This is a genomic window from Luteitalea sp., from assembly GCF_022842525.1.
Classification (GTDB): domain Bacteria; phylum Acidobacteriota; class Vicinamibacteria; order Vicinamibacterales; family Vicinamibacteraceae; genus Luteitalea.
In genome coordinates this window covers 1-12,523 of record NZ_JALHPM010000058.1, presented here as the reverse complement: position 1 = coordinate 12,523, position 12,523 = coordinate 1, and the positions used below count along the sequence as shown (strand labels likewise).

Sequence of the window (12,523 nt, the reverse complement as noted above, 5' to 3'; positions counted from 1 at the left end):
CCTGACATGACAGGGCGCGCTGCTGCAAGCGCCGAGCCAGTCCGGCGCCCCGTCCGGACTCTGGTGCGGCTCAGGCCCCGGACGCGTCGTCGGCTGACGTCGGGGAGGTGCCTCGTGGCCGCTGGATACCGAGGCGCTTCATCTTGGAGTGCAGGGTGGTCGACTTCACGCCGAGGGCTCGTGCCGCCCCGTGCTCGCCGCTGACGCGCCAGCCGCTCGACTCCAGCGCGCGCAGGATGGCATGTCGGTCGGCGTCGTCCAGGGTCGTGACGGCGGGGACGTCCATCGGCGCCGGCGCTGGCGTCGGCGTCGGCGCCGTGGCGACCGGGACGAACGACGCCGTCGCAGCGCGCTGCAGGGCGATGGCGTCGGGACGGACGAGTCTTCCGGTCGTCAACAGCACCGCGCGTTCGACGACGTTCTGCAGTTCGCGCACGTTGCCCGGCCACTCGTGCGACACGAGCCGCTCGAGCGCGTCCGGGGTGAAGCCGTCGATGGTCCGGCCGATCTGATCGGCGCATCGCCCCGCGAAGAACGTGGCCAGCAGCGGGATGTCGCTGCGTCGATCGCGCAGGGCCGGGAGCCTGATGGGAAAGACACTGAGCCGATAGAAGAGATCCGCGCGAAAGGCGCCGGTGGCTCGCCCGCGATCGAGGTCGACGTTGGTGGCGGCGACGATGCGCACGTCGACCGGGATGGGACGGGTGCTGCCGACGCGTTCGACGAGGCCATCCTGCAGCACGCGGAGGAGCGTGGCCTGCGAGTCGAGTGGCAGGTCGCCCACCTCATCCAGAAACAGCGTGCCGCGGTGGGCGAGTTCGAACTTGCCGGGCTTGGCCTGGACGGCGCCCGTGAACGCGCCGCGCTCATGTCCGAACAACTCGCTTTCGATCAGTGACTCGGGCAGCGCCGCGCAGTTGACCGGCACGAACGGGCGTCCGGCCCGCCGACTCGCCTGATGAATGGCGCGGGCCACCAGTTCCTTGCCGGTGCCCGTCTCACCCGTCAACAGCACGGTGACGTCGGCCTGTGAGACGACGTCGATCTCGGCCCGCACGCGATCCATCGCGGCGCTGGAGCCGATCAGGGCGTGACGGGATCCGGTGTCACTGCGCAGCGCCCGGACCTCGTCGCGCAGTTGTTGGCGCTGCTCGAGCGCCTCGCGCAGTTGCTCGCGGTCGCGCTCGCTGTGTTCGTAGAGCCTGGCGTTCTCGATGCTGATGGCGGCCAGCGCGGCCAGCGCTTCGAGCCGGGCGAGATCCGGCGCATCGGGCGGATGGGCGGCCGAGAACCGCGGCGAGTCGAGCGCGAGGACGCCGACGGCGCGCTGGTCGAACACCAGCGGGACGAGCAGCACCGAGCGCAGGCCCGATTGCCGCATGCGCTCGGCGTCATACCATCCAGGCTCGTCGTGCACCGCCGGCACGAAGACGACCTCGCGGTGCGACAGCGCCCGGCCGACGAGGCCGGCTTCCGACGGGATCTCGAGGCCGGCATAGCAATCGGCGCCGCGACCACGAAAGACGCAGACCTCGAGCTGGTGCGTCGTCTCGTCGAGGAGCAGGATCCACGAGGACGTGGCGTCGAAGAGCACTTCCGCGGCGGCCAGCGTGGCATCGCACCGATGCTTCACGTCCAGCGACTGGCTGAGCTGGTACAGCGCGCGGAAGACGGCCCGCTCGCCTGTAGCCAGCTCTTCGAGTCGCGCCGTCGCATCGGTCAACGCATGGGTGATCACCTCGCGGCCCTCCGGAAACCTGACGTCTCCGCAGTGTACCGCTGCCCCGGCGCCTGGTCGGACGGTCGTGCGCCAACCGAGACTCACCGACTCGACACCTGCGCCTCCGGCGCCCGCGCCAGCAGGCTCAGCAGCCGCGCGTACCGTGCGTCGGCCTTTGCAATGCGATCACGATACTCGTCCTTGTCCAGCTTGGCGTCCTTCCAGCGCCCATTGCAGGCGAGGCTGTCACCGGCGTCATAGATCATGTCGTACGCGTCGCCGCGACCGCTGACCGCGAGCCCGTCGGCCTCCATGTCGTGGACGAAGAATTTCGACGCCTGGGCCGGCGTGCCCTGCAGGTCCAGGTACACCCCGCGGTAGTCACCACCCTCGAGTCGCTGCGCGACCAGGTCTACTGACGGATGAGTGGCACTGACCACCAGCAATTGACCAGGGAGGCGCAGCGCGGCGATGAAGCGTTCAGGTCGATCCGGATCGCGTACCGCGAGGGCGTCGGCCTGGGAGGCGTCCATCTGACGCAGGAGCGTCTGGGCGGCGGTGGGCGAGGTGAAGTCCTGCGCCGTCGCCGGCATGACGGCGGCAATCAGCACGGCAAGGATGGTGAGCAGCATGCGTCTCATCGGTGGCCTCCAGCCTGAACCGGGCCCCCGGCGGGCCCGCCGGCGACCATCAGTCCAAGAAACGTGCGCACGCCGAAGGTCCCTGGGCGAGCGGATCTGACGGCTTCGACCGGCCACGTGACGACATGTCGCGAGTCGCGTCGCGACATGTCGTCGTTCTGGCACCGCACTGCCCGCCTGACCCTTCCGGCCTGGATGAGGCGTCATGCGGGCCGCCAGACGGACGGATGCCGACGGCGTCGCGTGTCCTCGTGAGTCTCTCGACGGGCCATCGAGGTCCCGACATGTCGTGAGCCGCGGCAAGTCGCAGCGAGGGCGGCGCGCACGTGCCCAGGGCTCTCCGGAGTGGATCGCCTCTTGCCCCTTGTGCAGGGTGAAAGGAGACGAACGTACATGCAGACACGACGACATGATTCCTGGCTCCCCTGGTGGGCTCGACTTGTAACCCTGCTGGCGGTCCTGGTGCTCACGCCCTTCACGACCGTTCGCGCCGACAGCTGGAACGACCGCACGACGCTGACCTTCTCGGGACCGGTGAGAGTGCCGGGCACCGTCCTTCCGGCCGGCGAGTACGAATTCTCGCTGATGGACCTCAAGGCGAATCGGCACCTCGTCGAGATCCGACGGATCGACGACCCGACCGTCGTCGCCGTCGTCAACGCGATTCCGATCAAGCGACAGGACGCCAAGGGCACGACCGTCCTGACGTTCGCCCCGACGGTCGCCGGGAGCCCGCCGGCGATGAAGGCGTGGTTCTATCCGGGCTCGCTGTACGGACACGAGTTCATCTATCCGGGCGACGAGGCCGGCCAGATCGCCAGCCGCGAGAAGACCATCGTGCTGTCCGAGGATCGTGCGGCAGGCGACGCCGCCGGCGGATCGATCCAGCTGCTGGATGCCGATGGTCGGCGGACGCCGTGGCGTGCGGATGAGGCCGTGACGCGTGAATGGGCCACCTGGACGTCTGGTGCGAGTGCGAGCGCCCGCGCCCGCACCGCGACGGTCGATGCGCCGACCGAAGAAGGTCGAGACGCGGCGGCCCGTGCCGACCGCGCTGGCCGCGCTGGTCCGGCCCGATGACCGGGTGACGATCACCGGGACGGTCAGGGCCTTTACCGACGTGCGCCTGGATGACGAGTGGCAGTGGTTCGAAGACGGCCACGACCCCTCGAGCGGCTGGGCGACCCGGCACGTACTGGTGGCGACCCACGTGACCGGCGGTGACGACGACCGCGCCATGATGATCACTCGTGAGTCCGTAGCGCGCGCAGGGAAGAACGTGAACAGCGCTCAGCGCCCGTTGGCCTCACTGGATGCCGTGACCGCCGACGCCGTGGGACGCGAGGTCGAGCTCGCGCGCGTCGAGGTCGGCCGCGTGCTGCCGGGCCGCGGGTTCTTCGTCTCGGCCGGGGACCGCACGCTGTTCGTGCGTCCGGCGAAGGGGACCATGCCGAACGTCACGCGCGGCGAGATGGTCGCCATCGACGGGTTCGTGCTCACCCTGCCCGCGGGGGTGAAGGACGATGTCTTCGGTGAGGAGGGCACGGGGGCGCGTCAGTACCTCTTCGCCACCAGCGTCAGTTGACCACGCGGACACACCGACGCGTCAGCAGGGGCCACCCGCCCTGCTGGCGCATCGGCGCATGGTCGGGTCGTCGTCGTCATTGCCGCAGGTGAGCCATCACCGACCGGTAGGTGTGCCGCACCGCGAGTCGCCTGCTCGCAGGATGACCCGCCTGCATCGCGGCAGCGAGCACGGCGGCGGCTTGCACACGAACCTCGCGACGGTCGCTCTCTCGCTCGGCGCGCGCTGCCAGCGAGTCCAGCATCGCCATCAGACGGGCGTGTACCATCGCGGCATCCGAGACGGCCAGGATCGACTCCACCACACCCCGGAGCACATCGGCGCACGTCAGCGGGTAGGCCACGAGCCGCACGCGCCCATCGGCGTCCACCCGCGCGGCTGAGGGCAGCGGACGACCGACGAACCGCGCCAGGCCCTGGGCGAGGCGATCGATGCAGGCGAGGGCCGTGAACGGCTCGTTGACGCCCGGAGACAACGCCCGCAGCGCCACCTCGAGCAACTGATGCGTGGCGTACTCGACGTCCTGGAACGTCGTGCGTTCATGTCCGAGAACGCAGGCGTCACGCACCGCGGCTACCAGCGATGACGGGGCCGACGGGGCCGCGTGGGCCAGCGTGTCCCCGACGATGACGAACGCGCCCGGAGCGGTCGACATCCAGACCGTGGCCTCGGCGCGCCGGGCGGCGGCGATGATGGCCTCGAGATCGAGCGACTCGACGTACCCACCGGCGTCCGCCGCGATGGGTCTGGCGTCCGCCGGTGGGGCCGGCACCGCGGACGACGCGACCGGAAGTGGCTCGCCCGCCTGCTGCGGATACATCCGGTCGATCGCCTCGTCGAGATTGTGGGCCGCGACCGCCGTGATGCTGGCGATGCTCATCGACACCGACACGTGGTGGACATAGAAGATGAGCGCCGCCACGCTCAGCAGCGCCATGAGCACGGCCACCGTGACGGCCAACTGCGGCACGAAGAGGTCGTACCCCTCGCCGCGGCCCTGGACGGTGCGCAGCACCAGCAGGCAGTAGGCGAACGTTCCGATGAGGATGCCCAGCACCGTCTGCGCGGCGACGTCGCGCATGAAGTTGACGAGGATGCGTGGGCCGAAGTGCTGCGACGACACCGTCAGCGCCACGATCGTGACCGAGAAGGTCACGCTGACCACCGTCACGATGGAGCCGGCGACGGCCGACAACAGGGCCCGCGCGCCGTCCGGCCCTCCGCCGTACACCAGCGCCAGCCACGACGCGCCATCGTCGGCCCAGCGGTCGACCCGCACGAGCGCGAGCGCCATGCCGATCGCGCCCAAGGTGATGAGTGAGGGGACGAACCAATAGGTGGAGCGCAGGCGATTCCACAGCACCGAGGGAGTCATGGGAATGGCCCTTGCACGAACCCGACCATGATCTTCGACGGCTGGCAGGGTGTGCTTCATGTCGTGGTGGTCGGCGTCGTGGCGTATCCCGCGCTCGTTCTGCTGCTGAGGTCCTCGGGCAAGCGGACGCTGGCCAAGATGAACGCCTTCGATTTCGTCGTCACGGTCGCGCTCGGGCTGCTGGTCGTCCTGCAGTTCGTCGTCGCCTGGCTCTCGGTCCGCTGGCGATGGTTCGAGCAGATCGTCAAGAGCGAACCCAGTCTGCTGGTCTACCGCGGCCAGACGCGAGACGACGTGCTCCTGGCACAGCGCGTGTCGCACGACGAGGTCCTGGCGGCCCTCCGATCCGCCGGGCTGCCCAATATCGCTGCCGCCGGCGCAGTGGTGCTCGAAACCGACGGCACGTTCAGCGTCATCGAGGCCGAGGCCCTGCAGCAGGCGACCCTGGCGGAGCCCTGGACGAGCACCGGGGCGGAACAGTCCGCCCCCTGATGCCGGCCGCAGCGGCCGTCGGCTGCAGAGCCGACCCTGGGCGCCGATTCAGCGGACATGCCTCGCGTGTCGCGGCTCTTCCTCCGCGCGTCGGCCAGCGGCCGCGTCGGCGGTGCCCTGTGCGTCGGGGTCGCTGTGGCATGTCTGCTGCTGAGTCGCCAGGCGCTCGCGCTGGATCCGGCCCGGCAGTTGTCGCAGTACGTCCGCGAATCGTGGGATGCGGCCGACGGGCTGCCGCAGAACACCGTGCAGGTGGTCACGCAGACCCGCGACGGGTATCTGTGGCTGGGCACGGAGGCCGGGCTCGTCAGGTTCGACGGTGTGCGCTTCACCACCTTCGACCGGCACAACACGCCTGCACTCCAGCATCACAACATCCGCGCGCTGGCCGAGGGGCGGGACGGGTCGCTGTGGATCGGCACACAGCCCGGCGGGCTCGTGCGTTATCGCGACGGACAGTTCACCGGTGTCGGCCAGGCCCAGGGGCTGCCGGCCACGTCGGTCTACACGCTGCTCGTCGACACGGGCGGGACCCTCTGGGTGGGCACGTTCGGCTCGGGCGTTGCCCGGTGGACGGGCACCACCTTCGAGGTCTTCGATCGCTCGCGCGGCCTCGCGCACGACCACGTACGGTCCCTGTTCGAGGACCGCGACGGCGTGCTCTGGGTCGGGACCGACGGCGGCGGAGTCTCGCAAATCGCCGCTGGGCGCGTCCTGCCCCGCGCGCCGCACCCACGGCTGGACACGTCCGTGGTGTGGACGATCGCCCAGGATCAGCACGGCGCGATGTGGTTCGGCACGTACGCCACCGGACTCTATCGTCTCGCCCGGGGGCGCCTGACTCACTTCGACAGCGCCCATGGGCTGCCCTCCGACAACGTGTGGGCGTTGCACGAAGATCGGGATGGCAATCTCTGGGCCGGCACGAGCATGGGGGTTGCCCGCCTTGGTGCCGACGGATTCAGCGCCTTCCAGCAGTCGGGACCCGGGTCGCGCACGCCTGTTCGCAGTCTCTTCGAGGACCGCGACGGCGCGTTGTGGATTGGCGGCTATGGCGCCGGACTCAGCCGACTGACCGACGGCCTGTTCACGTCGCTGGGCATCGAGGAAGGCCTGTCGGCCGATCGCGTCTTCGGCATCCACGAGGATCGCGCCGGCACTGTCTGGGTGGGAACCGATGGCGGCGGCCTCAACCGCATCGGCCCCGATGGACACGTGCGGGTCATCACCCGTCGCGATGGGCTGCCCAGCAACAGTGTGTGGACGATCGCGACCGCACCCGATGGTGTCCTCTGGGTCGGGACCGAGGGGGGCCTCTCGAGACGCGACGGATCACGCTGGACCACGTACACGCAAGCGCACGGCCTGTCGGAGGCCCGTGTCTGGGCCATGTCCTGGCTCCACGACGGTACGCAACTGGTCGGCACCTTCAGCGGCCTCGACCGTCGCGTCGGCGGTCGCTTCGAGCCGTTCGTTCGCGACGTCGGCGCCTTCGCCAGCGGCGTGCGCTGGATCCACGAGGATCGACGAGGCGATGTCTGGATTGCCACCAACCGGGGTGGCCTCGTGCGCCGTCGCCCCGACGGCGCGCTGCGCGTCTTCACCACGGCGGATGGTCTGCCGAGCAACGACACCCTCTCGTTGCACGAGGCGACAGACGGCACCCTGTGGGTCGGCACCCGCGGCGGACTGGTGCGGATCCGTGGCGACGCCGTGGCCAGCTTCACGCCCCGCCATGGCCTGCCTGAGGATGCCGTCATCGGCGTCATGACCGACAGCCACGGGCGTCTGTGGGCGTCGAGCGAGCGCGGCATCTTCCGCGTCGACCTCGCCGATCTCGAGGCCGTGGGTCGCGGCGTGCGCCCGCGCGTGGCGCCGCTGTTCCACCACCGCGCCGACGGCGTCCGGAGCAACGAGGGGACGGGCGGGGCCCAGGGCATCGTCATGCACGGGACGCACGGCCGTCTGTGGTTCGCGACGCTCAAGGGCGTCACGGTCGTGGACCCGGCGCGCGTCACGGCGCGCACCGCCATCCCCTCGGCCGTCATCGAGCGCGTGTCGCTCGACGGGCAGGGCCGGGCCGTGCGCAGTCCCTTCCCCCGAGGACTGGTCACCGTCCCACGTGGCTCGCGCGCCATCTCGATCGACTACACGACGCTGTCGATCGCCGAGGCACTCCACACCCGCTTCGAGTACCGCATCGTCGGGGTCGACGACGCGTGGGTCTCGGCCGGGGCGCGCCGCGTGGCGTACTACACCTGGCTGCCGCCGCGGCGGCTCACGTTCGAACTCCGCGCCGTGGATCCCGAGGGGCGACACACCGGGCTCCCGGCCACGCTCGTGGTGCAGGTCGAACCCTTCCTGCATGAGACCTGGTGGTTCCGGGCCGTACTGGCCGTCGGCACCCTGGCCCTCGTCCTGATGGGCGTGCGGGCGAGGACCCACGGGCTGCGAGCGCGGCAGCAGGCGCTCGAGCGCCTCGTCGATGAACGGACACAGGACCTGCAGGAGGCCAAGCGCAAGGCCGAGGAGGCCAGCGGTACGACGCTTGCGTGCATCCTTCGGGGAAGCGGTCTTCCAGGAGTGTGGGCATGCGTGTCGTGACGCCGGGTGCGGTGCTGGGCTGCGGGCTGGGTGGGTTCGTCGACGGCATCGTGCTGCATCAGATCCTGCAGTGGCACAACATGGGCTCGGCCGTGTTGCCGCCCGTCACCATGAGCGCCATGAGTCGGAACATGGTGTGGGACGGCCTCTTCCATGCGGCGACCTGGCTGGTGACCTTCGTCGGCGTGTGGATGCTCTGGGCCGAGGGGGTCCGCTCGGCGCCCCGTGCACAGGTGCTGGCCGGACAGATGATCTTCGGCTGGGGTGCCTTCAATCTCATCGAGGGCCTCGGCAATCATCACCTGTTGCACCTGCATCACGTGCGGGACCTGCCGCACCACGTGCCGCACTACGACTGGACCTTCCTCGCCGTCGCCGGTGTCGGATTGCTCATCCTCGGCTGGTCCATGGCGGCCAGGCGCCAGCCGGCCTGACCATGGAGACCTCGATGGCGAGAGCGACGAGACGGACGCGTGTGCCGATGGCCCTGGCTGGAGTGGCGAGCGGCCTGGTGGGCACGCTCGCGATGAACTATGCGCAGCGCGCGTGGACGCTGGCCGCCGATGACGTGCCGCCGGCGTCGGCGGGCGGCAAGCACGATGCACGCGAGTGGCAGGAGCGGGACGAGCGACGCAACGCCAACGAGTCGGTCGCGAACATCGCGGGCCGGCTGCTCCTGGGGCGGCCACTCACGCGGCCGGCGCTACAGGTGGCAGCGCCGGTCGTCCACTTCACGTTCGGCGCGACAATGGCCGGGCTCTACGCCAGCGGTGCCGGCCACCGCCGCAGTCACGTGCCGACCGGGCTGTTGTTCGGCGCCGGGCTGTGGCTGGTCGCCGACGTCATCGCCATGCCGGTGCTCGGCTTGTCTGCGCCGACCACACGACGCGCCCCCGAGAAGCACCTGCAGGCACTCGCCGCGCATCTCGTCTACGGAGGGGTGACCGCGCTCGCCCTCCGGGCGGTCCGGTAGCACCCGGTCATGGCCGCCCACGGCCCGGGCAACCGGGGACGAACCGAGGGCTGTAGGGCGTCCATACGCCTGCTCACCGGCATGGCATGCATGCGGCGACCCGCAGCTCGATGCCCCCCCACAGTCAGGGAGGCACGGAACGTGCTCTGGGCATTCCCATGAAGAACCAGACCACACCACAGACACCAGCCGGCGGCCCCCCGGGGGACACGGGTGACGGCACGACCGGGGTGCTGTGACCTCTCGCCAGCCCGAGCAGGAGGGGGGGCGGGCACCGGCGGGCGCTGGTGCCCGCGGCTATCCGCGACCGCAGCTCTGTCGCGACGCCTGGCAACTGCTGAACGGTCGCTGGGCGTTCGCGCCGGATCCCGACGGGGCCTGGCGCGCGCCTGGCGACGTGACCTGGTCCAGCGAGATCACGGTGCCGTTCGCTCCCGAGACCCTGGCGAGTGGCATCCATCACCAGGGCTTCCTGTCGCGCTGCTGGTACCGCCGCATCGTCGACGCGTGGGACCCAGGCGACGGGCGCGTGTTGCTGCACTTCGGCGCGGTCGATCATCGCGCCACCGTGTGGGTGGACGACGTGCTCGTCGTGCGGCACGAGGGGGGCTACACGCCCTTCTGCTGTGACATCACCGCGTTCATGCGCGCGGGTCATCCGGTCACGCTCACCGTGTGTGCCGACGACGACCCGCTCGACCTGGCCAAGCCGCGCGGCAAGCAGGACTGGCTGCGGGAGCCGCATTCCATCTGGTATCCCAGGACCACCGGCATCTGGCAGTCGGTCTGGATGGAGCGCGTGCGCCGCACCTGGCTCGATCGGATCAGGTGGACCCCGAGCCTCGTCGCCTGGGACCTGCACCTCGAGTGCTGGTTCGCCGGCGAGCTGGCCGAGGCGATGCACCTCGACGTCGCGGTGCGTTCGGGCGACCGCCTGCTCGCGATGGATCGCTATCGGGTCACCGGCGACGAGCTGTCGAGACGCATCGCCTTCTCCGACCCCGGCATCGACGACTCGCGCAACGATCTGCTGTGGAGCCCCGAAGCGCCGCATCTGCTCGACGTCACCCTCGAGCTCAGCACCGAACAGGGCGAAGTGCTCGACCATGTGACCAGCTACACGGCGCTCAGAGAGGTCGCCCTGAGCGCCGACCGCTTCGTGCTCAACGGGCGGCCGTACTACCTGCGCATGGTGCTGGACCAGGGCTACTGGCCAGGCTCCGGCGCCACCGCGCCCAGCGATGACGCCCTGCGGCAGGACGTCGAGCTGGCGAAGGCCATGGGGTTCAACGGTGTCCGCAAGCACCAGAAGATCGAGGATCCGCGCTATCTCTACTGGGCCGACCGTCTCGGCCTGCTGGTCTGGGAAGAGATGCCGAGCGCTTACCGGTTCACGTCGACGTCGGTCGAGCGACTGACCCGCGAATGGCTGGAGGTGCTGGCGCGCGACCGCAGCCACCCCTGCATCGTCGCCTGGGTGCCGTTCAACGAATCGTGGGGCGTGCCCAACCTGCCGGACAATCCGTCGCACCGGCACTACGTCCAGTCGCTCTACCACCTCACCAGGACGCTCGACCCGCATCGCCCGGTGATCGGCAACGACGGCTGGGAGAGCAGTGCCACCGATCTCATCGGCATCCACGACTACGACGCCGATCCCGAACGACTGCGCACGCGCTACCACTCCGATGACGTGGTGCCGCGGCTGTTCCGCAAGGAGCGCCCGGGGGGACGTGTGCTCGTGCTCGAGGGCCACGTGCATCTGGACCATCCGATCGTCCTGTCGGAGTTCGGTGGCATTACGTACTCGAGCGAGCCGCGCACGTGGGGCTACTCGCGGTGCGACACGGCGGCAGCCCTGCAGGCGCGCTACACCGACCTGCTGCAGGCGGTGCACGATTCCCGGATATTTGCGGGGTTCTGCTACACACAGTTCGCCGACACGTATCAGGAGGCGAATGGCCTGCTGCTGGCCGATCGCACCCCGAAGTTCCCGCTGGCGGACATGCATCGCGCCACGAGAGGGCGACCGGACAGATGACGGGCATGGAACTTGAAGAGACCGGAGCCATGCCCTCCCTCACCTCCTCGCCGGACCTGATCTGCTTCTCCCACCTCCGCTGGGACTTCGTCTGGCAGCGACCGCAGCACCTGCTGACGCGCGCCGCACGTCAGCGTCGCGTCTGGTTCGTCGAGGAACCCATCGTGAGTGACGGGCCGCCGCGCCTCGACATCACCCAGTCGGGGCCGCGCCTGTCGGTCGTCGTGCCGAAGCTGCCGGGAGGACTGAGCGCCGAGCAGGCGTGCCAGGCGCAGCGGGCACTGCTGGCGGAGTGGTGGCAGCACCGTCGGTTCCGCACGCCACTGCTCTGGTACTACACGCCGATGGCGATGGCCTTCACGCGTGCCCTGCCAGCGGGAGTCGTCGTGTACGACTGCATGGACGACCTGACGATGTTCAAGGGGGCGCCCGCCGCCCTGCCGGCGCTCGAGGCCGAACTGCTCGAGCGGGCCGACCTGGTCTTCACCGGTGGCGTGAGCCTCTACGAAGCGAAGAAGCACCAGCATCGGGCCGTGCAGGCCTTTCCGAGCAGCGTGGACAAGGCGCACTTCCTGCAGGCCCGCCAGCCGATGACGCCGCCCGCGGACCAGGCGCGCATTCCGGGGCCACGCATCGGATTCTTCGGTGTGATCGACGAGAGGCTGGACGTCGACCTCCTCCGCGGACTGGCGGCCCTGCGACCGGACCAGCAGTTCGTGTTGCTCGGACCGACGGTCAAGATCGACCCGGCGAGTCTGCCCACGGCACCCAACGTGCACTACCTCGGGATGAAGTCGTACAACGAGCTGCCCGCGTACCTCGCGGGGTGGGATGTCGCCATCCTGCCGTTTGCCCGTAACGACGCGACGCGCTTCATCAGTCCGACCAAGACGCCGGAGTACCTGGCGGCGGGATGTCCGGTCGTCTCGACGTCGATCGCCGATGTCGTGCGCCCGTACGGCGTCAACGGTCTGGCCCGCATCGCCGACACGCCAGAGGCGTTCGCCGCGGCGCTGGACGCCGCCCTCGCCGAGGGACGCGGTGGCGTGACCTCGGGCGTCCACGCGCCACCGCGCAGCGCGGCGCTGTTGA

Annotated in this window: 11 protein-coding genes; 8 read left to right on the top strand and 3 right to left on the bottom strand. The window is 69.9% G+C overall.

The features are described from left to right. Positions 1-70: 70 nt before the first annotated feature. Both Q0C41_RS13475 and Q0C41_RS13470 read right to left on the bottom strand, forming a co-directional pair. Complete coding sequence (locus Q0C41_RS13475) at positions 71-1,738, bottom strand: sigma 54-interacting transcriptional regulator (protein ID WP_291984302.1); 1,668 nt, start codon at positions 1,736-1,738, stop codon at positions 71-73. 83 nt (positions 1,739-1,821) lie between these two features. Next, positions 1,822-2,361: a hypothetical protein gene (locus tag Q0C41_RS13470; RefSeq protein ID WP_291984301.1), complete on the bottom strand. Its 540-nt coding sequence runs from the start codon at positions 2,359-2,361 to the stop codon at positions 1,822-1,824. Positions 2,362-2,754: 393 nt separating this feature from the next. On the opposite strand from Q0C41_RS13470, the gene Q0C41_RS13465 reads away from it, so the two are divergent. Then, positions 2,755-3,441 carry a hypothetical protein gene (locus Q0C41_RS13465; protein WP_291984300.1) on the top strand — a complete coding sequence of 229 codons (687 nt, stop codon included), beginning with the start codon at positions 2,755-2,757 and terminating at the stop codon, positions 3,439-3,441. Beyond that, positions 3,404-3,946, top strand: a complete 543-nt coding sequence (locus Q0C41_RS13460; RefSeq protein ID WP_291984299.1) for a hypothetical protein — start codon at positions 3,404-3,406, stop codon at positions 3,944-3,946. The genes Q0C41_RS13465 and Q0C41_RS13460 overlap by 38 nt, the downstream gene beginning before the upstream one ends. A 76-nt stretch (positions 3,947-4,022) precedes the next feature. Here the strand turns inward: Q0C41_RS13460 and Q0C41_RS13455 are convergent, their stop codons facing one another. Beyond that, positions 4,023-5,321, bottom strand: coding sequence for a DUF2254 domain-containing protein (locus Q0C41_RS13455; protein WP_291984298.1), 1,299 nt, complete (start codon positions 5,319-5,321; stop codon positions 4,023-4,025). A 27-nt stretch (positions 5,322-5,348) separates the two neighbouring features. Between Q0C41_RS13455 and Q0C41_RS13450 the strand changes: the two genes are divergently transcribed. From Q0C41_RS13450 to Q0C41_RS13425, 6 genes are all read left to right on the top strand, one after another. Next, a complete protein-coding gene (locus tag Q0C41_RS13450) occupies positions 5,349-5,813 on the top strand; it encodes a DUF421 domain-containing protein (RefSeq protein WP_291984297.1) in 465 nt (154 codons plus the stop codon). A gap of 66 nt (positions 5,814-5,879) precedes the next feature. Beyond that, on the top strand, positions 5,880-8,417 hold the full coding sequence (locus Q0C41_RS13445) for a two-component regulator propeller domain-containing protein (RefSeq protein ID WP_291984296.1): 2,538 nt from the start codon (positions 5,880-5,882) through the stop codon (positions 8,415-8,417). After that, positions 8,405-8,851, top strand: coding sequence for a DUF2243 domain-containing protein (locus tag Q0C41_RS13440; RefSeq protein WP_291984295.1), 447 nt, complete (start codon positions 8,405-8,407; stop codon positions 8,849-8,851). The genes Q0C41_RS13445 and Q0C41_RS13440 overlap by 13 nt, the downstream gene beginning before the upstream one ends. Before the next feature lie 14 nt (positions 8,852-8,865). Further along, positions 8,866-9,390, top strand: a complete 525-nt coding sequence (locus Q0C41_RS13435) for a DUF1440 domain-containing protein (protein WP_291984294.1) — start codon at positions 8,866-8,868, stop codon at positions 9,388-9,390. A 235-nt stretch (positions 9,391-9,625) separates the two neighbouring features. Then, on the top strand, positions 9,626-11,431 hold the full coding sequence (locus Q0C41_RS13430) for a glycoside hydrolase family 2 protein (protein ID WP_291984293.1): 1,806 nt from the start codon (positions 9,626-9,628) through the stop codon (positions 11,429-11,431). Positions 11,432-11,460: 29 nt separating this feature from the next. Next, positions 11,461-12,523: glycosyltransferase (locus tag Q0C41_RS13425; RefSeq protein WP_291984292.1), on the top strand; the 1,063-nt coding region annotated here is incomplete at its 3' end.